This is a genomic window from Kaistella treverensis (assembly GCF_900114045.1).
Taxonomy (GTDB): domain Bacteria; phylum Bacteroidota; class Bacteroidia; order Flavobacteriales; family Weeksellaceae; genus Kaistella; species Kaistella treverensis.
In genome coordinates, this window is sequence record NZ_FORQ01000001.1 from 1,131,051 (window position 1) to 1,155,661 (window position 24,611).

Sequence of the window (24,611 nt, forward strand, 5' to 3'; positions counted from 1 at the left end):
TCTCTTTAAATTTGCGTGTGCATATACAAAAAGATGATTTAGACGAACTAGAATTTCCGGAACTTTTAGCGGAAATTTCGCCGTTTGCGTACTCGAAAAAAATCGCTGAAAGAATTGAAGCGATTAAGCCTTTTGAGCTTGAAGAAGCCGAGCTTTCACTCAAAAAAACAGCGGAATATCTCGCCAGTTTTGAAAGTGACAACGCGATCCCTTTCAATGAATATGAAGATATTGAAGCGGAACTCAAGCTGATGGTGATTGAAAATTTTCGGCTTGAAAACGCCTCTTTTTTAAAAATTAAAAGCCTGACCGAGCAAATTGCGCGGCTGCAGAAATTTTTCCCTGCTTACGAGCAACTTTTTTCCCATTTGAAAAATGATGTCAAAAATTTAGAATACCGCAAGGAAATCGTTGAAAAAATCGATAAGGTTTTCAACCGTTTTGGTGAAGTGAAAAGTGATTCATCACCAATTTTAAAAAGCTTGCGTGCCGAAATTTCGATTGCGAGAAAAGCCATTCAGGAAAACTTTAACCGCGCACTTACGGCGCTTTCTTCCACCGATTATCTGGATGACATCCGCGAAAGCATTATGGACGATCAGCGGGTTTTAGCCGTAAAATCCGGTTACAAAAAACGCATTCCGGGACGCGTTCTGGGAATTTCCAAAACCGGTTCAATCACTTACATTCAGCCGGAATCAGTAGTGAAACATCAGTTCAAACTACGCGAAGACATTGAGGAAGAAAAAAAAGAAGTCGATAAAATTTTACGGAAGTTAACGGCAGAAATTTCGGAATTTGCACCACAGCTTGCAGAATATCAAACTTATATTTTCGATCTTGATCTCACGCGCGCAAAAGCAAAATTTGCGGAGAAAATCGGTGGAGTTTTACCAAAGATAAACCGTCACCGCACGATGCGCTTGGTAAATGCTTTCCATCCTTTGCTTTTAATTAGAAACCAAGTTGAAAAGAAAAAAATATTTTCGCAGACGTTAACTTTAACCGAACAAAACCGGATTTTATGTATTTCCGGACCGAATGCCGGCGGAAAATCCATTACGCTGAAAACCGTCGGATTATTGCAGCTGATGATCCAGAGCGGAATTTTGGTGCCGGTTCATCCGAGATCCGAAATGTTCTTCTTCGAGAAGCTGATGACGGACATTGGCGACAACCAATCCATTGAAAATCATCTTTCAACATATTCCTCGCGCCTGAAAAAAATGGCGAAAATCATCAAAGAAGCGAATTCCAAAACACTTTTGCTCATAGATGAATTTGGCACAGGTTCCGATCCGGAATTAGGCGGCGCTTTAGCGGAAAGTTTTCTGGAATTTTTCTATGAGAAGAAAAGTTTTTCCATCATTACCACGCATTATACCAATATTAAACTGGTCATCGAACAGCTCCCACACGCGACAAACGCTGCGATGCTTTTCGATGAAAACTCTCTGGAACCACTTTATAAACTGGAAGTTGGCCAAGCCGGAAGTTCATTTACTTTCGAAGTGGCGGAGAAGAACAAAATCCCGAAATTCATCATTGAATCGGCGAAGAAAAAAGTGGAACACGATATTGTAAACCTGGACAAAACCATTGTAAAATTACAGCAGGAAAAATTTGAGGTTGAAAAAATTAAGACCGATTTAGCCGAAAAAAGAGATTCTACGCAAAATAAAAAAGAAAATCTGGAGAAACTGAATGAGCAGCTTCAGCAAAAACTCTATAATTTTCAGAAACTTTACGAAGATGAACACCGAAAACTGCAGTTCGGTAATAAAATTGAAGGTTTTATCGATTCTTATGTGAAAGGAAAATCTCGGAAACTGGTGGTTGCGGACTTTGTGAAAATTCTGGAGCAGGAAAAGTTCCGCAAATTAGGTTCTGACAAAGATGAAAATAAAAAACTGCAGATTGTAAAACGAAAAATTACGCAGCAGCTGAAAAAGACCGACGTACAGGAAAAAATTGTTGCCGCGACCGAAAAGCTCGAAGATAAACGCCAAAAAGAGCGCGCGGTGTGGATGAAAGTTGGACAACGCGTGCGAATTCCGGGTTCTACAAGTGTCGGCACAATAGAAAAAATCGAGAAAAACGGTAAGGTTTCAGTGAATTACGGAACTTTTAAAACCCAGATTTCCGGCGACGAACTAGAAAGAATTTAAAAAAAGGGCCAAACAGCGGCTAAAATTTCATCCGCTGAATTCGAACTGCATTTAAGATTGCCAACAAAGCCACGCCGACATCCGCGAAAACTGCTTCCCACATCGTTGCCAGGCCGCCGGCTCCCAATATCAGCACCACTGCTTTAACCGCAAAGGCGAGGAAAATATTCTGCCAGACAATTTTGCGGGTTTGTTTTCCGATGTTGATGGCCATTGGAATTTTGCTGGGCCTATCATCCTGAATAACGACATCAGCGGTTTCTACGGTAGCATCGCTACCTAGACCGCCCATCGCCAAGCCCACATCGCTTAAAGCAACCACTGGCGCATCATTTACACCATCGCCTACAAATGCTACGCTTTGATTTTTCGCCTTTATTTCCTCTATTTTCTGCACTTTGTCTTCGGGCAGAAGATCGCCGAAAGCATTTTCAATTCCGAGTTCTTTCGCCACAAACTGCACCACAGAATTTTTATCACCGCTTAACATGGTGGTTTTTACACCTAAAGATTTCAGTTTGTCAATGGTTAGCTGCGCATCTTCTTTAATACTGTCCGCAACCGTTAAATAGCCAACGTATTTTCCACCGTAAGCAACAGCAATTAAAGTGTAAGCGATTTCGTTAATATCGCTGTCGTATTTTATGTCGAATTTATCGAGCAGTTTAAAATTTCCGATGAGCAATTCTTTACCCTTTATTTTAGCTTTTAAGCCGTGACCGGGAATTTCTTCAATGTTTTCGACATTTAAATCGGTGTTCACTTCACCAACGTATTCGTGAATTGCAGTCGCGACCGGATGTGTGCTTTTGCTTTCCACCGCATAGACCATTTCTAAAATTTCGGCCTGGTCAAAAAACGGATCAAATTTCATCTCCTGAACTTTAAAAACACCTTCGGTCATTGTTCCGGTTTTATCAATCACCACGTTCTGGATGTTGGCAAGAACATCTAAAAAATTACTGCCCTTAAATAAAATTCCGTTTTTACTGGCAGCGCCAATTCCACCAAAATAACCGAGCGGAATGCTGATCACGAGCGCACACGGGCAGGAAATCACCAGAAAAATCAAGGCGCGATATAGCCAGTCAGAGAAAATATAATTTTCGACAAAAAAGTAAGGAAATAAGGTAATTCCGATGGCTAAAAAGACCACAATCGGCGTATAAATTTTAGCAAACTTTCGGATAAAAAGTTCTGTTGGAGCTTTTTTGCTGGTGGCATTTTGCACCATTTCCAGAATTTTGCTGAGTTTGCTGTCGGTGTAGGCGGTGGTAACTTTCACCTCCACCACGGTATTGAGGTTAATCATTCCGGCGAGTACGGTTTCGCCTTTCAGCTTGGTGTCGGGTTTACTTTCACCTGTTAAAGCTGCGGTATTAAAAGCTGCTTTATCCGAAAGCAGTTCACCATCTAAACCTAATTTTTCACCAGGTTTCAGCTGAATAATTTCATTAATTTCTACTTTTTCAGCTTTAACAATTTCCGGTTTATTGTTTCGTAAGACGGTAACTTCGTCTGGACGCTGATCAAGCAACGTTTTAATGTTTGCCTGCGCGCGGGAAACCGCAAGTGTTTGGAAAACTTCACCAACGGAATAAAAGAGCATCACCGCAACACCTTCGGGATATTCGCCGATTGCAAAAGCACCGAGTGTCGCCAAACTCATCAGGAAAAACTCCGAAAAAAATCCGCCCAGTAAAATACTGCGCCAAGCTTCTTTCAGCACCGGCAATCCCACCGGCAGATAAGCGCCAACATACCACGCAATTCTTACCCAATCGCTGAACCAATAAGGTTTTAAAAAATGGTCGAAATACAGCGCGATTAAAAGCAAAACAAGCGAAATAATACTCGGTAAAAACATTTGCCACCTACTTTCTCCTGTTGCGCTGTGGTCGTGCCCATCATGATCATGCCCGTCGTGGTCGGTGTGTGTGGGAATTGTTTTTTCATCCAAAAGCTCCTCTGCACCGGCTTTTTTGTAGATTTTTTCTTCTTCGGTACAGCAGATTTGTCGGCCTTTGGAATCGTAGGTATGTTGGTGTTCCATTGAAAATAATTTGGTTGGAATCGAAGCTTCAATTTGCTTGCCGCGGAAAATCATATTTAAGATAATCGCATTTTTTACGTAAATAGCAGCAAATAAATTCACACGTAAAATTATCGCTATTTCTGTAAATTTAATGAAACTAAAAAAAATGCCCAATAGCGGCGGATTTTGAAATATGGATTGCACCGAAAAATATGGGGGTTAAAACGGCAAATTTTTCGAAATCGAAAAGCTGCCGTTAGACAAATTTAATTCAAAAAAAAGCGTCCAGTTAAAAACTGAACGCTTATCATTGAAAGTGGTCTCTCCAGGAATCGAACCAGGGACACATGGATTTTCAAAGGATATATGAAACATAACATACCCTTATCAATCAAACACTTGTAAAATTTCAAACAAAGTTTATTACGCTCATTTATCGGTGTTTAACATTGTTTACAAATATGTCGTGCAAGAAATCGTGCAAAAACTCACTATTTTTTTTATAGGAAATTATTTAATATTTGTCTGACCTCCAATAATTATTGAATCTCCAATTCCAAATTCGGGATACTCATTACTTGGAGTTTAACAAGAAAATAAAGAATAGAGTCAGTATTAAAAACAGTAATTATTCGTCATTAATTAAGTTCGTTTTGTTGCAGATACCATTTTGGCGATTGTCTATGTAGCGGATTGCGGAACTTAAAACTGTCAATCCACCACAGATGGTGATTCGAGGGAGAATGTTTAATTAATCAAGTTACCCGCCATGGAACCAAACCACCGTTAGTGGCTGGCTATTTTTTGGTTAAGTCGTTTCGCCAAGCTTTCAATTTCGTTATATTTTGCTAATTGTTGTAACCATTTTTTAGGAATGTAATCAAGTCCATATAGAAGTCCTGCAAGTCCGCCTGTTACAGCACCTGTTGTGTCTGTGTCGTCACCTAAATTTACTGCTTTCAAAACTGCCTCTTTGTAATTGTCTGTTGTCAGTAAACACCAAATACTTGCTTCAAGTGTATGCAAAACGTAACCACTGCTTTGAATTTCGTCTTCATGAAGTTTGGTAATGTGGCCTTTTAGTAATCTGTCAAACTTTGCAATTTCAGTCGGATTAATTCCAAGGCTTGTTAAATGAGTTGAAATTTCAATCTGCAAGTTTTTAAAAATCTCAAATTTGTTTTTGCCCGCTAAAATTTGATGTGCAAACTCAAGATAGTAGAAGCAGGCAATTACGGAACGAATATGTCCGTGAGTAATTGACGAAACTTTTTTTGTAATGTCGTAACGTTCGTTAATGGGTTTGTCAAGCAAATAAAAAAGCAAAGGTAAAACTCGCATAAGCGAACCATTGCCATTGTCGGTTTCGTCAAAACCGCCTGCTAACTCTGGTTTTTCGCCTTTTGTAAGTCGTGAGATCGCGTGGCTTGTTGCAATGCCTATATCGAAAACGTGTCCGTGTGGTGTCCAATAATTTTCGTGTTTCCATTTCACAAAGTTTTGTCCGATTACATTCACGTCAAAATCTTGTGTCAATGCCTCTGCAAGGCAAAATGTTAGCGAACTGTCATCTGACCAAGTTCCTAATGGTACATTGTATGTTCCATAACCAGTCATACTTGTTACAGGATCTTGTGCAAGCGTTTGTCTACTCTTAAATTCAACAGGAACGCCCAATGCATCGCCAACAGCAACACCGAAAAGTGCAGATTTTATTTTTGTTATTGTTGAGGTTTTTTTCATTCTTAAAAGTGTGGTTTAAAATATCTATGTAAGATTTTTTCAGACAGCTCATTTCCAAGTTTGTCCCAACCGTAAATTCTATTGTTTGTCATTCTATGTGCAAGTTCGCAAATTAAATCGCCTGTATTTTCATCAATAACGTAAGTGAAAATCCAAGGCGACAAGTCCCATTCTCTATTATTGTATGGATACGGTGTAGTAAATTGTCCGTTTAATCGTTTGAAAGTAAATTCCACTCCCGAAATGCTCAAAAATTTTTCTTTCTGTATTGTTGTTAAAAGTTCCATATTAGCTTGTTTAGGCACCTTCGTTTGCTTGCCACTAACGAAAAGGTATTTGCGAAGAATGGGCTACTGCAAACCAAAAATAGTAAAGAAAACCGCCTGGAGCAAAATGCTTTTTCAGCTTTTTAAATTATAAAAAAAGAAAGATAAAAGGCATTTTTGCGATTATTAGAAACTATATTCTCAAAGGAAAACTTCAACCCCGTTTTTTGCAAATACACTGTTAGCTGTAGTTGTTATTCTTCTATGCGATTAAACGATTTATAAATTTTTTCTAATCCTAAATTATAATCTTTGTTTTCTGTTTTCATTTCAGAAAGTACATTATTTACATCTTGTTGATGCATTGCTGTACTTATTGTCCTAAAAGCAAAGTTTGAAATTGCATTTCTAAAATCTTCATTCTTATTTTCGTTAAACCAATCCTTTATGTATAATGCAGAATTAAATAAACCTAATAGGCTATAAATACGTCTATTACATTCGATTTCGGAAATTTCTTGTTTTGGAATGTAAATTTTCCTATTTGATTTATCGATGTCAACATAAAAACTGTATTCTTTTTCCTTTGAAAACTTATCTTTATTTGTTGGAAAGTTCAAATTATCACCTACCTGGTCGATTCTTAACATATTAAAAAATTCATAAAAAAATGCTCTATGAGCTTTTAAATCATGATTTTTCCATTCCTTCCAGAAATCTTTCCAGTCTTTTAATGTACTTGATTCCGAATAATATGCTAAGCATGAGTAAGATTTCCCCAATTCTTCTAATGCAAGTTCTGCCAATCCTAAACTTACATGCTTTTCAATTTTTGTACTATCTAATATTTTTTTTGCAGATTCATAAAGGTTATAAGAATTATCAAGAGAATTAATAAATAGTTCGAAAAGTTCTTCTTTCTTTAAATTCATTGTGGAAGTTTCTTGGCACAATTACAGATAACGAAAAAGTATTTGCGAAGAACGGGATACTGCAAACCAAAAGTGGAAAGAAAAACCGCCTGGAGCAAAATGCTTTTGCAGATTTCTAAATTACTAAAAATTAAAATATGAAAAGCATTTTTGCGAATATTAAAACTAAATCTTCAAAGGAAAAATTCAATCCCATTTTTTGCAAATACACTGTAAGCTGCAGTTAAAATTCTCGGAAGTTATCATATTGTAACCCTAAGAAATCTTGATATTCATCCAAAATATTATAACTCTCAATAATTTCAGTTTTTGCAGGTTCTTGAAGTTTTTTATTAGCAAAATCTTTACTAACTATTAAATTAAAAAGTATTACAGCTTCAAGTAAATTTGCTCTTGGTGAATTCCAATCATAATTCAGAGTAAAAGTTTCATCATCATCTTGAATTATGTGATGTTGAATCAAATCTTGCCAATTTCCATGAATTGAATGACTAGATAATCCATAAAATATATTATATGTTTGACTCACGTCGTCAGAAATACTAATTTTCTCTAATCTTTTTTTTAGATTTTTCCAATTTGAACTTTTATTCAGTTCTTCCATTTCGATATCGGAAATTTCAAATGAATTTTCAATTGATATTTTCATTCTTTTTTCGATTGGGAGTTCTTGGCCATCTCGCTTTGTAATATTTTCTTGAATATTTTTATAAAACTCCTTTTCAGTTATTAAAGAGTTTTTCACATAATTTTTATAATTGTTCTCTTCCCCATTTCGCAGAAAATATAAAATATTTATTTGATTTTCATAAATGCATCTATTCAATATAAAACAAATCTCTAATTTATTTTGACATGTATTTTGTACTAAAGAAGTATTTAATTTGGCTAAACGAATCAAATTACCTCCTAAAATAGCTTCATCTCTTGTTAATTTTTTCGAAATTTTATTCTCATCAAAATATTTATAATGAATTATTTGATGTAGAAGAGATATCGTGTTTTTATGAAGTTCAACTTTAGCAGACATAAATTCATTTTCAGTTGTAAACTTCTTGATTTGTTCATTTGTAAACTGTGGATTTATATCTACCATTTTTGATTAATTGCATCTAACGTTTCAGGGATTGGCGTCAGTGGCGGAAATTGAAGCGAAAAGTTTTCAATTTAGCGACACGGTAAGCAAAAGATAATTATTTGAATAAATTTAAGAAAAAAAGTCAATGTAATTTGGCTTTTGCGGAATAGAAAGACGAAACTTTAAGTTTTAGCCTTAACCCGCCATTGCGCCAAAACCCTTGTTAGTGGCAGTTTTTATTGAAGTTTTGAAATATCCTCTCTTATCCTCTTTAAACCCTCATCTGAATTTGCATAAACACCTTCGCTACGTATTACTCTATCTTGCCTATCCAAAACCACTAAAAGACAATTTTCCATATGGTAGTTATCGGGAATATATTTTTGGATTGCAGGTTCATCTGATGGTAATATAATTTGAATAAAATTCTCGTTAATTAGTCTTTTTGTTAATTCATAAGAGGTAAAACAGCCTAAAGAATAGTTTAGTTGGCTATTTGTTTTGTGCTCTTTATCATATATTACTAAAAATATTCCTTTATTATTTTCTCGTGCTGCTTTTTTTGCGTCTTTTAAACTAGTCAGAGTTGCACCAATAAAAAAAATAGATTCTCGACTAGTATTTGATGAATATTCCGTAAAAGTCAGTTTTGGGAATTTTGGCTTGGTTATTATTCTTTTCGTTACATCTATTATAAGACCGATTGCACTTAGTATTATCGTAAAAGGTTCTAATCCTGGAGAATCATCTTTCCACCAAATAATTGCTGTAATTATTACTATTATAAAAATTAGTATTTCGCAGAAACCAACAAGTTTTTCATTTTTAAAAAACAGAATTAAATAGAATTTTATTTTTTTCACTAATTTCTTGGTATAGGTTTAAATCGATTGAGATGCAGTAAAATTGCCACTTACTCTCAAATATACGCAACTTTTCCTTTCTATAAGTTTTTTTATTTAGGTTGAATTAGAAAGTCTTTTGCCACCTAGAAGAATTATTCTAATAGTGAAAATTCCATCATTTACAATTCTTTGTAGTCATGTCTAATATTTTCGTCTTACATCACCTCAAATCCTCTAAAGTCTACCATAAAAGGGTGTTTTGGGGAAGTGATTTCCGTGTATCATACATCGGACTCTGACCTAATATATCGTAAACTATAGAAGTTTACCCAAGAAAAATTTAGAAACCCCAGCACTATTTTTTTCATTCTTCGAACACCTTCATTTTGTATATTTACAGATTAATGTTTGTTAGAATAGGTTGATGTTGAGAACAGATAGATACGATTTTTCTTTCACCACGTCCTCATTGCTGCTCAATGGGATGGGACTAGTTGCTGAAGCAATAATTGGTAATGCAGATTTTGATTATGTCAGTATTTTAGGAAATGGAAAAACCACGACTGGTAAGAAATATTTTGCCGAGATTAATAAGCGACTTCGAAATTTAACTTCTGAAGAAATGGATTTATTAGTTGATGGAGACTTATCAACGCAAAAGCACCTCTCTTTTCTTGCGGTATGTAAGACCTACGGATTTATCAAAGACTTTACATTAGACGTGCTTAGGAACAAACTGTTGGTATATGATTACCAAATAACGGATACCGACTACCTCAGTTTTTTTAGAGGAAAAATGTCATCCCATGATGAACTGGAAGAACTGACAGATTCAACACAGAAGAAAATTAAGCAAGTAATGTTTAAAATCTTTGAACAAGCTGGAATTATTGATAATATTAGAAGTAAAAAAATTCAACCTCAATTCCTAGATTGCAAGGTCTTAGAATCTGTAAAAAGAGACAATCCCAATTGGTTGAGAATTTTCTTCATGTCGGATTCAGATATTGACCAAATAAACTAAAAGAATGGAAGACATAACGAAAAAATTTACACATTTATACCATCTCATTTCATCATCTAAATTTCTAAAAAAGGAAGCATTGGGTGGTGAAATTCCTTTTTTTATCAGCGCATACAATCCAATTGAGGAAAATGAGGTAAATAGTTCTATTAAACTTTTGAAAAATAAGCTGGGGAATACAGGGGTTTCTGTATTGGAAATTAACCTCTATGATATTGTCTGCGATATTTTAGAGTCCAAGGGAGGTATGGAAAGAATGTTTGAAATAGAAAAATCAAAAACTAAAGAGAAGTTTCAAAACGCTTTACAATCAACGCTCAACATCCATCTAATTCTTACCCCAAAGATCAAAGATATCATTGACCAAAATCCATCAAATGTCTATTTCCTCACAGGTATTGGGTTGGTATTTCCTTACATCAGATCCCATAACATTTTGAATAATTTACAGAATATCGCTAAAGACTCACCCACCGTTATCTTCTTTCCTGGGGAGTACAATGGAAACTCACTGAATCTTTTCGGTATGATGAAAGACGATAATTACTACCGCGCATTTAACATAGACGTAATAAGCACAAACCATGATCATTAAAAATTTTTTTGAGAAGAATATCAACCGTCCTATTGAGACGGTAATTAAAGCAGACGATAGAGATAATGTTTCAACCGAAGTAATGGAATACGTTGTCACCAAGGAGATCGCAAAGAAAATTGGTGATATGTTCAGTAACTATACAAGTTACCGAGGTTCAAATGGAGTTTGGATTTCAGGATTCTTTGGTAGTGGTAAATCACACCTCCTGAAAATACTTTCTTACGTCTTGGAGAACAAGGAATTCGATGGCTATAAAAGTGGGGAGTTGTTTGCCGAGAAAATTGAAGATGACAGTATGTTGAAAGGTGACATCCTTGCATCCACAAGAATTCCATCTGAATCCGTTCTTTTTAATATTGACCAACAAGCACAAATTACGACGAAGGACGATCCATCAGCGATTTTAAAAGTATTTTACAAGGTTTTCTATGACCATGTTGGTTATTATGGTTTCCAACCCCATGTTGCTGAGTTTGAAATGTGGTTAGACAAACAGAATAAGTACACCGAGTTTAAATCTAAATTCAATGACATTCTTGGAACAGACTGGGACACAGCGAGAATTGATTATTTTGACCCTCGCGTAACCAAGACTACCGCGGAAGTATTAGGTGGGATTTTCGGCACTGATCCGTCCGACTATAATGATATATTAGATGTATTGGAAAGCAAACAGAAACAGTCCATTGAAGATTTTGCTCACAAAGTACACGATTACATAAAAACCAAACCCTCAGGTTTCAGACTAAATTTCTTTGTAGATGAAGTAGGTCAGTTTATTTCTGAAAATACCAAGCTGATGTTGAACCTGCAAACTATTGCTGAGTCATTAGCAACTGTTACTCACGGACATTCATGGATCTTGGTTACCTCGCAGGAGGATATGGAGAAAATTGTTGGTGATATGAACAGAAGTCAACAGAATGACTTTTCACGGATCCAAGCAAGATTCGGAATCAAGGTCCCTTTAACTTCTGCAAACGTGGATGAAGTAATTGAAAAGAGATTACTGAAAAAGACCCCTGATGCGCAAAAGCACTTGGTTGAAACATTTAAAAAAGAAAATGCTCATCTCGATACCTTGCTGAGTTTTTCAGATTCAGGAGTTCAGTTTAAAGGGTTCAAAGGAGAAAATGATTTTGCCAATAAACTACCGTTTATTCCCTATCAGTTCGATTTATTCCAACAGTGCAGGATTGCACTTGCAACTCATAATGCTTTTCAGGGAAGACATGCATCGGTGGGGGAAAGAAGTATGCTGGGAGTTTTTCAACAGGTAATACAGAATATCGAAGAAGAAAACCAAAACACTTTGGTAAGTTTCGACCTGATGTTTGATGGGTTAAGGAATGAACTCAAAGGACAGATTCAGAATACCATTCAACTTGCTGAAAAGAATCTTGATAATGAATTTGCCATTAAAGTACTTAAGACTTTATTTTTAGTAAAATACTACGCGAATTTTAAAACTACCAAAAGAAATATCTCTGTACTGATGATCAATCAGATTGATATCGATTTGAAACAGCATGAGAAGAATATTGATGAAGCATTAAATCTTTTAGAAAATCAGAGTTACATCCAAAGAAACGGGGAAGTCTATGAGTTTCTAACCGACGAGGAAAAAGATATTGAACAGGAGATTAAAGACATTGTGGTCGATGAGCAACAGGTGACCCAATTGTTAAAGGAAATCTTCTTTGATGAGATCATCAGAGACAGCAAACTGAAATATTTCGATACAAAACAGGATTACGAATTCACAAGTAAGATCGACGGAATTTTATTAGGAAAGGAAAAAGAATTGGCCATCGAAATTATTACTGAAAACTATTCAGATTATTCCAATATACCCCACATTCAGGGACAGACCATGGGAAGTACGGGAATGAAAGTCGTATTACCATCGAACGCGACTTTCATGAAGGATCTGAGGATGTATCTGAAAACCGACAAATACAACAAACAAAACCAATCCACTTCCAATAAGTCAGAAATAAAGCGGATTCTTCATGATAAAGCCATGCAGAATGTGGAGAGAAGAAAAAATTTAGGTTTACAGGGAAATAAATTACTTGCGGATTCAGATGTGTATCTGAATGGTGAAAAAATTCAGAAAGGAAATGTTTCGGATGGGAAAACCCTTGTCCTGAACGCATTTCAGAATTTGGTAAAAACGGTTTACAAAAACCTAAGAATGCTGGGGAATGTCCAATTTTCTGAGGACACTTTTAAAGCCGTGGTTTTTGGAACAAAAGACAGTCTCTTTCAGTCAGATGATACCACGATGGCAGAAGGAGAATCTGAGATCCTGAATTTCATCAACAGAAGAAAAGGTCAGTCCGACCGAACTTCATTGAGTGATCTTCGGTTTTATTTCTCAAAAAAACCTTACGGATGGTACCCTAATGCGGTATGGACTTTAACCGCACAACTTTACCAACGAGGTAAGGTGGAACTCATAAAAGATTCCAATATTCTTGAGGATGCAGAAGTGGTACAGTCTCTTTTAAATTCTGCGACACATCCCAACGTGATGTTGGAACCACAAGCGGTTATCGATCCTAAGTTGGTAGTGAACCTGAAACAGTGTTATTCGGAAGCATTTGATGAAGCCCCTTCTAAAAGCGAACCCAAAGAGGTTGCCAATGAGTTCAAAATGAAACTGAACGAAATGTATTCCGAGGTTTCTGAATTGGTAGTACGTAAGACAGAACTTCCGTTTGTGGAAGTACTTTCAGATTTCAGGGAGAAATTACACAAACTGAAAAACAAAGATTACAGTTATTTTCTGCTTAATTTAAATGATTTTGAAGATGAACTGTTAGATACCAAAGAAAATGTTTTGGGACCCATAAAAAGGTTTATCAATGGAGACCAACTGAAAATTTACGAGAAAGTACGGAACTTTCTTAAAGGTGATTTGTCCAATTTGGATTTTGTGGAAGGTGATGAATTCTCCCAGCTCAAATCTTTGATGGATGAAAAACAACCGTATAAAGGAAATACCATGCGTGATGCTAAGGTAGTTCACGAACATCTTACTCAAAAATTATTGCACCAAATCGATGAGGAGAGAAATAAATCCATAGATAAAGTTCAGAAGATTATTGAAGATGTAAAAGGAAAAGAAGAATTCACCTTACTTTCCGAAGCCGAACAAGTTAAAATCCTGTCCCCGTTTGAAGAGGAGATCACTAAACTCAGATCCCAACGTTACATTGGAAATATGAGAAACGCTACTGCTACGGTGGTAAATCAGGTATACAACAGACAGCTGAATGAAATGATTCGACTCACCACCCCTGCACCCGTGATATCACCCGTCGTTGGTGAAGATCCACAACCTGCAATGGTTACCCCACATTACATCCAAAGTTCTGCGATTAAAACAGGTTTTACCAAAAATGAACTGAAGACGGAACAGGATGTAAATGAATATGTGGAATCCATCCGCAAATCATTCTTAGAGAAAATTAAAGAGAATAAAAGAATTTCATTAATCAAATGAACACCAATCAGTTAAAAAGATTCGCTCAGCAGACCCGAAAAAAACTCATGGAACAGATCGGTTCCAAACTTGAGTTTGTCTTAAATACCGATTCCCCAGAACTTCGGGAGAAAAGCGAACAGGTAAATAAGTTAAAGGAAATCCTTACCAAATCGACCAAGGAGGAAGTTATAGACCGTGTTTCCTATACATGGTTCAACAGGTTTATGGCTTTGAGGTTTATGGATGTAAACGGTTACCAACCCACAGGAGTTAAAGTTCTTACTCCCAAAGATGGTTTCACTTTACCTGAGATTTTAGATGATGCAAAAAGGGGTCATGTTTCCGATGATTTAAACCTAAACCGCCAGAGGATCTTTGATATTTTAGATGGGAATATCCCCAGCAGAGATGCTCAGGGAGAAGTATACAGAGATCTTCTCATTGCTTCCTGTAACCATTTAAGTGCTGTATTTCCTTTCCTTTTTGAAAGGATTAACGATTACACCGAATTACTGCTTCCCGATGATTTAACGTCAGAGTTATCTATTATTCAGGATGTACGGGATGGGATGACTGCTATAGACTGTAAAGAAGTAGAAATCATTGGGTGGCTCTATCAGTTCTATATTTCTGAGAAGAAAGATGAAGTATTCGCATCCAAGAAAGCAGTAAAAAAAGAAGATATTCCTGCGGCAACACAGTTGTTTACGCCACGTTGGATTGTGGAATACATGGTGCAGAATACGGTGGGAAAACTATGGTTACAGAACCGACCTGATTCCAAGATCCGTGAACACATGGAATATTATATCGAGTCTCCTTCATCCAAATCTGAAGACTATCTGAAACTCAATTCCATTGAAGATTTAACCTTGTTAGATCAAGCGTGTGGTAGCGGACATATTTTGGTGTACGGTTTCGATTTACTTTATAAGATTTACGAAGAAGAAGGTTACAACCCAACCGAAATTCCTGAACTGATCATCACCAAAAACCTGCACGGTTTCGAAATTGATGAACGTGCTTCCCAATTAGCGGGAATAGCACTCATGATGAAAGCAAGGAGTTACCACCGCAGATTCTTTAAAAAACAGGTAGAACCCAATATTTTAAGATATCAGGATGTATCGTTTACCTTAGAAGAACTTACAAGTGTATTAACCTTCACCTATCTCGACAAATCTTCTGAATTTCAGTATGATTTAAAGATCTTGGCACAAGCCACCAATTACGGTTCCTTAATCATTCCGAAATCTTCAACCCAATTTCTACTTGGTGCGCTGAAACAAATAGAAACAGTTTATCCGAAGGCAGATGTATTTCAAGCAGAACTGTTGGAACGTTTGAAACTTGCCGTGAACCAACTTCTACCGCTGAGCAGAAAATACCATTGTATCGTAGATAACCCACCATACATGGGTGGTGGAAATATGAATAAGGTATTGAGTGATTTTGTGAAAACCAATTATCCTGATTCTAAAGCCGATTTAATGGCTTGTTTCATGGAAGCGGGTTTGAGGATGTTGTTACCGAAAGGATTTTTAGGAATGATTAACCAACATTCTTGGATGTTCCTGAGCAGTTATGAAAACATGAGGAAAAAACTAATAGCAACAACGTTCTTTGATACCAATCTTCATTTAGGACCAAGAACTTTCCCCGAAATTGGAGGTGAAGTCGTACAAAATGCGTCCTTTACTTTTTGGAATCATTTAGTTGATGCAAAAGGGGTTTATCTAAGATTGGTGGATTTCGGGTCCACAGAATTGAAAAGAGAAAATACAATTGAAGCGGTAAAAAATCATGATTGTAGTTGGTTGTACACCGCTGACCAAAAAGATTTTGAAAAAATTCCTGGAAGTCCGATTGGGTATTGGTTGAGTGAAAAAACACTTAGCGTTTTTGAAAATGCAAATGATTTTGGCGAGTATGCAGATCCACGATTGGGTATGTCAACAAATGATAATGGAAGGTTTTTACGATATTGGAACGAGGTCAATTTTTCCAATATTAATTTTAATTCAAAAAATGTGCAAGATGCCAAAAGCAAAACTGAATCGTGGTTTCCATATAATAAAGGAGGTGGATTTAGGAAGTGGTACGGAAACAATGAGTATATTATAAATTGGGAGCGTGATGGTTTTGAAGTAAAAGAATATGCGAAATACTTATACAAATCCTTTACGCGTACTGTTAAGAATATTCCTTATTTCTTTCGTTCTGCACTTACGTGGTCTTTAGTATCATCCTCAGACTTTTCGGTAAGACTTTTAAATGAAGGATCAATTATCGGAGATGCGGGTCCTACTTGTTATCCCAAGGTTGAAGATGAATATTATACCATTGCACTATTAAATTCAAAAATTTCAACATATATCTTAAAAGTACTAAATCCAACTTTAAATTTTTCACCTGGAGTTTTACGGGCTTTTCCACTCTTATTTAGCGATTTAAAAGATAAAGAGATTATTGATTATCATAGTGTTAAAAATATTTCGACTTCTAAAACAGATTGGGATTCCCGTGAAACCTCTTGGGATTTCCAACAAAACGAGCTCATCCGCTTAAAATCTCAAGATATGGAAGAGACCTTCGACCTTTACCAACAGTATTGGAAAAACAAATTCTTCCAACTGCACAAAAATGAAGAAGAACTTAACCGTCAGTTTATAGAAATCTACGGTTTACAGGATGAACTAACACCCGATGTTCCGTTGCAGGATGTTACCATTTTAAAAGAAGAAACATCCATTGTAAACGATCAGTTGGTCTTCAATAAAACAGAAGTCTTTGCACAATTCCTCAGTTATGCCGTAGGTTGTATGTTTGGCAGGTATTCTTTGGATAAAGAAGGGTTAATCCTCGCCAATCAAGGAGAGACTTTGGCAGATTATTTAAGAAAAGTAGAACTTTCCAAAGAACAACTCACATACCTTCCCGATGAGGACAATATTATCCCTGTTCTTGATGACGAATGGTTTGAAGATGACATCGTAAACCGTTTCTACTCATTCCTAAAAGCAAGTTTCGGGAAGGAGAACTTTGATAAAAACCTTTCATTTGTAGAAGAATGTTTGGAAACCGATATCCGTAAATATTTCGTGAAGAATTTCTATAACGATCACATCAAACGTTATAAGAAAAGACCGATTTATTGGATGTTCTCTTCACCAAAAGGGTCTTTCAATGTATTGATCTACATGCACCGATACACTCCTGATACCTTAAACAAAATCCTGAACGGTTACCTAATTCAGTACCGTGAAAAACTCAATACAAGAATTGAGCATTTGGATCATGTGATTGTATCAGGATCATCCGCAGAACAGACCAAAGCACAGAAAGAAAAAGACCGTTATAAACTCATCATTATGGAACTGGTGGATTATGAGAGGGAGATTTTACGTCCACTTGCAATAGACCGAATTCCTTTAGATTTGGATGAGGGAGTTTTAGTGAACTATAATAAGTTTGGTAAAGCAATAAAAGAAGTTGCAGGACTTAACGATGTCAAAACCAAGAAGAAAGTACGTGAATTCGATTGGATAAATACTGAGGAAATACGATGAACAAGATAGAAGAAGCACTGATTAAACTTTTCGGGAAACACCGCATCATCTTCTGGTACGATGAGAACAACGAACTCATGGATCAGTACGATGAACTTTCATTGGAACAGGTGAGGAAAATCCATGTACAGGGAAATGAATTCGAGGTTAAGCATATCGTGGTTAAACAGTTCCCCACAGAAAAGTTCCTACTGTATTTCAATACAAAAAGACCTGTAAATGAAGAGAATTGGTTATTGGATTTGGAACTTGCACATTATCTTTTCCAAACCGATCAGGAAGCGATGTTCTTACAGGAAATGGGATTGGGTTACCACCTGAAAGAATTGGTTGGCAATCATCTTGAATTCTTCAAAGCAAAAGACAGGCGCCAAAAATTGAAGGAATACATCGATAGAGACGATGATTTCTTTAACATCCAATATAAGATGTTGGCTATTTTGTTTGGCACCGAGAACATCAGTCTCCCAACGTTTGTCCATACTTTTGCATCATCATTTATTGATCAGAGTGACCGATACGAAAAAGATTTGGATAGGTTCAACCTAAAGGAGTTCTTTTGGAAAGAAATAGAAAGGAAGTATAAATATTTCAACAGCACACCGTCCATTTATGATTTTTTGTTAGAGGTGTTTGCAAACAATTTCACTTTAGGTCAGAACAGCAAATTATCAAAAGAATCCCGACTCTTATTATCGCTTTGGAAAGACACTTTCCAGTTCCGCGAATATTTTGGGAAAATCTCTGACCAAATTGCAGCGGATACCGATGTAGAAGCCAAACTAAATAGTGCAAAGATCGAAGACATTCTGAGCGATGATTCCTTTAAACTCATAGACCTAAAGATCATTCATGAGTTGGTACATTTAATTTCAATCGAAGAAATTTCAGTTGAGAAAGTAGGACAGATTGTGAAGGAAAGAGAAAATAAGTTTTGGTATCGTGAATATGAAAACTTCTATCAGTCTACCTTATATGCAGCACAACTGATCTCATTAATTCGCAAATACGGAAACTCCAAATACGATAGTTTTGCGGAGGGAGTTGCAGATTATGCAAAGCGTTTGTATGAAGTAGATCAAACGTACCGAAAGTTCGTTTGGAGTTACAGAAAAACCAACCAAAATAAAGTACTTTCAGAACTTTCTGCAAAGATCGAGAAAGTGTATTCTAACGATTGGTTGATGGTTTACGGTAATAATTGGCAATCGGTTATCGATAAAATGACCAAATGGGAGTCACCTCATATTCAGTCCCAGTTTTATAATACGCACCTGAAATCTTCTTTTCAAAAACAGCAAAGACTTTTTGTTATTATTTCAGATGCATTCCGATACGAATGTGCAGAAGAATTTACAAGAAGACTTCAAACCGAAAACCGTTATGAAGCGACGATAACCCCCATGGTTTCCAGTTTACCGTCATACACAAATTTAGGAATGGCATCACTGCTACCCCACCGTAAATTGACGATACAGGAAGATACCGATGCGGTTTTTGCTGACGGAATGTCTACACAGGGAGTGCAAAGCCGAACAAAAGTTCTCGAAACTAATGCTGGGTCCCGTGCAACTGCAATAAAAGCAGAAGATTTCATGAGAATGAATTCCGCAAAAGAAGGAAGGGAATTTGTAAAACAGTATGACCTCATTTATATTTACCATAACCGAATTGATAAAACGGGAGATGATAAAGTTTCAGAGACCAAAGTTTTTGAAGCCGTTGAAGAAGAAATGGTATTCTTGATGGACATGTTGAAAAAAATTAACAATATGAACGGCTATAACATGTTCATAACTTCTGATCATGGCTTCATATACCAACATCATGAACTTGATGAAAGTGATTTCAGCACCTCTAAGCATTCAGGAGAAATATGGAAGGAAAACAGAAGGTTTATTATTGGTAAGAATCTGTCCAATGACGAGGTTACGAAGAAGTTTAATGGAGAAAACATTGGTTTACAGGAAGGAGTTGACGTACTGATTCCAAAATCGATAAACAGATTAAGAGTTAAAGGTGCAGGATCAAGATTTGTTCACGGAGGTTCTACCTTACAGGAGATTGTAATACCTGTTATTAAGATTTCTAAAAGAAGACAGGATACCACCACTCAGGTTGATATCGATATTATTAAATCAACAGATAAGATCACTACCAACCTGTTGGCCGTATCATTCATTCAGACCGATTTGGTAAGTAATCAGGTTTTACCACTAACAATCCGAGCAGTTATACGGGCCGAGGACGGAGAAGATCTGAGTGATCAGTTTAAATTTAAATTCGATATTGGAGAAGGTAGTGAAAGACAAAGAGAAGTAAAACACAGATTCCAACTCAGTTCAAAAGCAAGTGGAAAATACAAGAACCAACGCGTAAAACTCATCATTGAAGAACCTGTAGACGGTTCAACTAAATGGAAACTGTATAAAGAGTTCTATTACACTCTGAACATTTCCTTTACAAACGATTTTGACGACTAAATAACTACGATTAATACACAGATGATATGAAGGAATTAGATATTAAATTAAATCAATATTTCGGAGGGAAAGTAGTTCGTAAAGACCTTACCAAATTGGTAAAGGGTAATGCGATTGTTCCCATGTATGTCTTGGAATATCTTCTGGGACAATACTGTGCAACTGATGATGATCAAACGATTATAGAAGGTGTAGAAACAGTAAAGTCAGTAATCTCAAAACATTTTGTTCACCGAGATGAAGCACAGATCGTGAAATCTACTGTAAAAGAAAAAGGGTCACACCGTATTATCGATAAGGTTTCTGTTAAATTAAATGACAATAAGGATCAGTACGAAGCATCATTCGCTAACTTAGGACTTAACAAAATTCCCATTTCGGGGGAGTTGGTGACACAATATCAAAAATTATTGACCCATGGGGTTTGGTGTATTCTTACATTGGGATATGTTTCTACCGATGAGAAAGGTTCTACCCCTTGGGTAATTGAATCACTGAAACCCATCCAAATTTCTAATATTAATCTCGAAGAATACAAAGAAGGTAGATCCCATTTCACCAAGGAGGAGTGGATTGATGTTTTACTACAAACGATGGGACTGAATCCCGAGGAGTTTACCTTTAGATCTAAACTGCTTCAGTTAACCCGTCTTGTTCCTTTTGTTGAAAACAATTATAATCTGATTGAACTTGGACCGAAAGGTACTGGGAAGTCTCATATCTTTTCAGAACTTTCCCCTCATGGAATTTTAATTTCTGGGGGAGAAGTGACCGCAGCCAAACTATTTGTGAACAACAGTTCTGGAGAGATCGGATTGGTAGGTTATTGGGATGTGGTCGCTTATGATGAATTTGCAGGGAAATCGAAAAATACCAATCGTGGTTTGGTCGATATCATGAAGAACTACATGGCTAATAAATCTTTTTCAAGAGGAACCAATGTATACGGTGCATCTGCATCCATGGTTTTTGTTGGAAATACTGATCATAGTGTTCCATACATGTTGAAACATTCCAACCTATTTGATGCACTTCCCAAGGATTATTATGATACCGCATTCTTAGACAGAATTCATGCATACTTACCTGGGTGGGAAATTCAGAAACTCCGAAATGAGATGTTTTCTTCCGATTATGGTTTTATAGTAGATTATTTGGCGGAAATTTTAAAGGAACTCAGGAAAGAGGACCGTAACAATGAATATTCAAAATACTTCCAACTTTCTAATAGTATAACAACTCGGGATAAAGACGGTATTACAAAAACCCTTGGAGGATTATTAAAAGTAATTTACCCAGATGGGGTTTATACCGAAGAGGAAATTCGGGAACTGTTAGAATTTGCAATTGAGTGTAGGAAACGGGTAAAACTTCAGCTTCAAAGCATGGATGAAACTTTCGAGGAAGTGGATTTCAGTTATATAGTTAAAGAATCAGGTACAGTAGTGACGGTGGATACGTTAGAAGTGTTGGAACATTTAACACCTGAACCATCTGCAAGTTTATTTCAGAATAATGAATCTACAGATAATACAGGTTTTACGGTACAACCGCAAATCGAGCTGACCGAAGGACAGAAAATACTGAGGGATAATCAAACAGGAATTTCCTACAGCAATTTGTTTGGGAATTATTTAGCTGGTGCTACGGAGATTAAGATCACCGATCCATACGTAAGATTACCTTATCAGTTGAGAAACCTTATGGAACTACTCAAACTTATCGCTGAGAAAAAAACCCAGGATGAAGAAGTAAAGGTTCATCTCACCACTACAAATAATGAAGATTTTGTTCAGGATTCGAAAGATGCTTTTGAGCAGATGACGATGTCCTTGGAATCCGTTGGAATCTTATTTACCTATGAATTCGATAACTTCATTCATGACCGTTCCATCGACTTAAATAACGGATGGAAAATCGTGTTAGGTCGGGGATTGGATATTTGGCAGAAGACAGGTGGTTGGTTTGATATTAATGAGTATGTGCAGGAAAAAAGACTTTGCAAAGCATGCGAGGTTACTTTTGTAAAAAAAAAAGATAGTACCCCAAACTTAGAAGATACTTCTAAAAAGATGAAAGCCAAAACTTCCAAAGGGAAAGATAATAAGCAACTGTATTTGGTTTTGGCGAAAGAATGGTTTAATGAAATCCTTGAAGGAAAAAAGACGGAAGAGTACCGTGCTTTCACGGATCACAACATAAGTCGGTTGGGTATTATAAAAGATGGAGCATTTGTAGGATGCAGACAGTACGAAACCGTTAAATTCCAACTGGGATACACCAAGGCTGCACCTCAGATGATTGTTGAAGTAAAAGAGGTGGTTATTGAGGTGGACGATGGAAATGCTGAGATGTTAACTTCCGATAACTGCAATTTTACAATAGTTTTGGGAGAGATACTTGAAAAGACCAACTGTTAATTTGCACCACTATCAAGATCGTTGTTAACTGTTACCATTTAAAATTGTCATATTATAGCATCATTATATGCGGTTGCATACCTCAAACCATGTCAACATAGCTTATTGCACAGGATGTTTTATTCAATTTATTACCTAACTGTAATGATTATAAGCTTTACCCATCCTGTTCTAAAAAGTGAGAATTGTAATCAAATATGAGAATGAATTATACGATCTACTAAATGTTATAATCTCTTACTTACTATGTCTAACAGTCGATGTTATTTAACTGTTATTAACTATATTAGTAGTTGAGTTTTAAGGCGGTTAAAAGTAAACGTTTCACATGCAAATAGATTTATACAATTACAAAGACAAGGATTTTACATGCGAAAACTGTGGATGGAAGGGTTTAGGTTCCGAGCTTGGCCTGGGTGAAGTTTTCATGGACTCAGCTATTGTAGAATATGACTGTCCTAAATGCTTTGAAAAAATAGCATATGGACAAGGAAATATCGTAGATGAAGAAGCTCTTATACAATTTGAAAAATCGAAGATCGAAGATCGACTTAAGGTTTTTGAGGTCGGTGGTGAGGGTGGTTCTATCTCAATTTTTTCAGAGAATAAAGAGTCTCGTACTCCTTTTTATTATTTTGAAGTAAATGATATGGGTTTCGAAGAAGAAGATATCCCTCCAACTTGTAGAAAATCGGAAATATCATATACATTTTGGGAGTCACTCATGAAACTGAGACTGGATAAACCTTACTTGTACAAACTATACCCTCACTTTGTAGCCAAAGACTATCGAAATGATATAATTTCACTCTTTAGGTTGCTAAAAGAAGATGAAAGATTTGAACTTAATTACATTTCCTGGAGTGTAGTTTTAGGCATTTCTAAGGAAGAGTTAATTAAGTTGGTAGCAATAAAGTCTATATAAAAATTATTAAAACCACTCATTTGGAAATTTATAAGGATAACTTCGGAAGGTGCATTTGGCTTATGATTAGTCATTCGGAAGTTAGAATGGATTTACAAGATCTAGGTCCCAATTTCGAATATGAAAGATGTGCAACTGTGAAAAATGTATCAGCATTGTGTGAAGCCCTTAATACTTCGTATGACAGTTTGGAATCCCATCTAATGTTGATGTTAAAAGATCAGAAGACTGCGTTCGATCTATTCACAAATTTCTTAGATAGTAATCAAATTTATTTTGAATATTATTCGGGGTAAAATGTGGAGTGATATAGCTTTCCTGATAATAGAAATCATAGGCAGTATAAGGGAATCGTACATAGAACGTACATAAACATAAAAAAGTACAACTATAAAAGACTGATGCTTGCAGATGACGTTTATAGTTACCCCCGAAAATCGGACAGTAAGTTTAGTTAAAAAAAACAATTAAATTTACGATATGTCACAGCGAAGAAAATTCAATTCAGGATTCAAATTTAAAGTAGTGGTGGAAGCTTTAAGCGAGCGTTACACCGTGCAGGAACTTGCCCGCAAGCACGAACTGCACCCCAACCAGATTTCTAGCTGGAAGAAGGAATTCCTGCAGAAAGGTGCCGATGTTTTCGGCAAGGAAACTCCTGCGGAAGAGAAAAAAGAGGATGTGGACAAGCTTTATAAAGTGATCGGTCAGCAGAAAATGGAGATCGATTTTTAAAAAAAAGCCTTGTCATGAAACAGTCCCGCAGAGCCCGTAAAGCTCATATTGACAAGGCCAATGCACTTAGCGTCAAGAAGCAGTGCGAAGTGTTGCAGATTTCGCGCAGCTCCCATTATTACAGGAAAGTTCCGCAAAGCAATCTGAACCTAAATCTGATGCGTCTGATCGATGAGGAGTTCCTGAACCGTCCCTGGAAAGGCGTTCCCAGAATGACGAACTGGCTCCAAAAGGACATGGGCTATGCCATCAACAAAAAGCGTGTGGAAAGACTTTACAGGGTTATGGGCTTGAGTG

General features: G+C 36.5%; 16 protein-coding genes. 10 read left to right on the plus strand and 6 right to left on the minus strand.

The window, feature by feature from the left end; all coding sequences use genetic code 11:
• The first annotated feature begins 17 nt into the window (after positions 1-17).
• A complete protein-coding gene (locus BMZ55_RS05355; protein WP_089819442.1) occupies positions 18-2,168 on the plus strand; it encodes an endonuclease MutS2 in 2,151 nt (716 codons plus the stop codon).
• A 19-nt stretch (positions 2,169-2,187) separates the two neighbouring features.
• Here BMZ55_RS05355 and BMZ55_RS05360 read toward each other — a convergent pair whose 3' ends face one another.
• The 6 genes from BMZ55_RS05360 to BMZ55_RS05385 all read right to left on the minus strand — a co-directional run bounded on the left by BMZ55_RS05360 (position 2,188) and on the right by BMZ55_RS05385 (position 9,085).
• A complete protein-coding gene (locus tag BMZ55_RS05360; RefSeq protein ID WP_089819444.1) occupies positions 2,188-4,221 on the minus strand; it encodes a heavy metal translocating P-type ATPase in 2,034 nt (677 codons plus the stop codon).
• A 768-nt stretch (positions 4,222-4,989) separates the two neighbouring features.
• On the minus strand, positions 4,990-5,946 hold the full coding sequence (locus BMZ55_RS05365; protein WP_089819289.1) for an ADP-ribosylglycohydrolase family protein: 957 nt from the start codon (positions 5,944-5,946) through the stop codon (positions 4,990-4,992).
• A 2-nt stretch (positions 5,947-5,948) separates the two neighbouring features.
• A complete protein-coding gene (locus BMZ55_RS05370; protein WP_177179779.1) occupies positions 5,949-6,233 on the minus strand; it encodes a hypothetical protein in 285 nt (94 codons plus the stop codon).
• A 233-nt stretch (positions 6,234-6,466) separates the two neighbouring features.
• Entirely contained in the window at positions 6,467-7,144 is a 678-nt protein-coding gene (locus BMZ55_RS05375) for an AbiV family abortive infection protein (protein WP_089819293.1), read from the minus strand.
• A 223-nt stretch (positions 7,145-7,367) separates the two neighbouring features.
• Positions 7,368-8,240 (minus strand): DUF5677 domain-containing protein, encoded by an 873-nt coding sequence (locus BMZ55_RS05380; protein WP_089819295.1) that lies wholly within the window; start codon positions 8,238-8,240, stop codon positions 7,368-7,370.
• 218 nt (positions 8,241-8,458) lie between these two features.
• Positions 8,459-9,085 carry a hypothetical protein gene (locus BMZ55_RS05385; RefSeq protein ID WP_089819297.1) on the minus strand — a complete coding sequence of 209 codons (627 nt, stop codon included), beginning with the start codon at positions 9,083-9,085 and terminating at the stop codon, positions 8,459-8,461.
• A gap of 406 nt (positions 9,086-9,491) precedes the next feature.
• Between BMZ55_RS05385 and BMZ55_RS05390 the strand changes: the two genes are divergently transcribed.
• The 9 genes from BMZ55_RS05390 to BMZ55_RS05435 all read left to right on the plus strand — a co-directional run.
• On the plus strand, positions 9,492-10,091 hold the full coding sequence (locus tag BMZ55_RS05390) for a DUF1819 family protein (protein WP_089819299.1): 600 nt from the start codon (positions 9,492-9,494) through the stop codon (positions 10,089-10,091).
• 4 nt (positions 10,092-10,095) lie between these two features.
• Positions 10,096-10,686, plus strand: a complete 591-nt coding sequence (locus BMZ55_RS05395; protein WP_089819301.1) for a DUF1788 domain-containing protein — start codon at positions 10,096-10,098, stop codon at positions 10,684-10,686.
• Positions 10,676-14,200, plus strand: coding sequence for a BREX system P-loop protein BrxC (gene brxC / locus BMZ55_RS05400; protein WP_089819303.1), 3,525 nt, complete (start codon positions 10,676-10,678; stop codon positions 14,198-14,200). Before BMZ55_RS05395 ends, brxC begins: the two co-directional genes overlap by 11 nt.
• On the plus strand, positions 14,197-17,751 hold the full coding sequence (pglX, locus tag BMZ55_RS05405; protein ID WP_089819305.1) for a BREX-1 system adenine-specific DNA-methyltransferase PglX: 3,555 nt from the start codon (positions 14,197-14,199) through the stop codon (positions 17,749-17,751). Before brxC ends, pglX begins: the two co-directional genes overlap by 4 nt.
• Positions 17,748-20,234 (plus strand): BREX-1 system phosphatase PglZ type A, encoded by a 2,487-nt coding sequence (gene pglZ, locus BMZ55_RS05410; protein WP_089819307.1) that lies wholly within the window; start codon positions 17,748-17,750, stop codon positions 20,232-20,234. The genes pglX and pglZ overlap by 4 nt, the downstream gene beginning before the upstream one ends.
• Before the next feature lie 26 nt (positions 20,235-20,260).
• A complete protein-coding gene (gene brxL, locus BMZ55_RS05415; protein WP_089819309.1) occupies positions 20,261-22,654 on the plus strand; it encodes a BREX system Lon protease-like protein BrxL in 2,394 nt (797 codons plus the stop codon).
• Between the two features lie 328 nt (positions 22,655-22,982).
• A complete protein-coding gene (locus BMZ55_RS05420; RefSeq protein ID WP_089819311.1) occupies positions 22,983-23,579 on the plus strand; it encodes a hypothetical protein in 597 nt (198 codons plus the stop codon).
• A gap of 480 nt (positions 23,580-24,059) precedes the next feature.
• Positions 24,060-24,314, plus strand: a complete 255-nt coding sequence (locus BMZ55_RS05430) for a transposase (protein WP_089819315.1) — start codon at positions 24,060-24,062, stop codon at positions 24,312-24,314.
• Positions 24,315-24,403: 89 nt separating this feature from the next.
• On the plus strand, positions 24,404-24,611 hold a 208-nt coding region (locus BMZ55_RS05435), incomplete at its 3' end, for an IS3 family transposase (RefSeq protein WP_177179780.1).

Bases quoted from the DNA above. Each gene is read 5' to 3' on its own strand.
- BMZ55_RS05365 (WP_089819289.1), bottom strand. From the start codon at position 5,946: ATGAAAAAAACCTCAACAATAACAAAAATAAAATCTGCACTTTTCGGT.
- brxC (WP_089819303.1), top strand. From the start codon at position 10,676: ATGATCATTAAAAATTTTTTTGAGAAGAATATCAACCGTCCTATTGAG.
- BMZ55_RS05430 (WP_089819315.1), top strand. From the start codon at position 24,060: ATGTCACAGCGAAGAAAATTCAATTCAGGATTCAAATTTAAAGTAGTG.
- BMZ55_RS05380 (WP_089819295.1), bottom strand. From the start codon at position 8,240: ATGGTAGATATAAATCCACAGTTTACAAATGAACAAATCAAGAAGTTT.
- BMZ55_RS05370 (WP_177179779.1), bottom strand. From the start codon at position 6,233: ATGGAACTTTTAACAACAATACAGAAAGAAAAATTTTTGAGCATTTCG.
- brxL (WP_089819309.1), top strand. From the start codon at position 20,261: ATGAAGGAATTAGATATTAAATTAAATCAATATTTCGGAGGGAAAGTA.
- BMZ55_RS05395 (WP_089819301.1), top strand. From the start codon at position 10,096: ATGGAAGACATAACGAAAAAATTTACACATTTATACCATCTCATTTCA.
- BMZ55_RS05360 (WP_089819444.1), bottom strand. From the start codon at position 4,221: ATGGAACACCAACATACCTACGATTCCAAAGGCCGACAAATCTGCTGT.
- BMZ55_RS05420 (WP_089819311.1), top strand. From the start codon at position 22,983: ATGCAAATAGATTTATACAATTACAAAGACAAGGATTTTACATGCGAA.
- pglZ (WP_089819307.1), top strand. From the start codon at position 17,748: ATGAACAAGATAGAAGAAGCACTGATTAAACTTTTCGGGAAACACCGC.
- pglX (WP_089819305.1), top strand. From the start codon at position 14,197: ATGAACACCAATCAGTTAAAAAGATTCGCTCAGCAGACCCGAAAAAAA.
- BMZ55_RS05390 (WP_089819299.1), top strand. From the start codon at position 9,492: ATGTTGAGAACAGATAGATACGATTTTTCTTTCACCACGTCCTCATTG.
- BMZ55_RS05375 (WP_089819293.1), bottom strand. From the start codon at position 7,144: ATGAATTTAAAGAAAGAAGAACTTTTCGAACTATTTATTAATTCTCTT.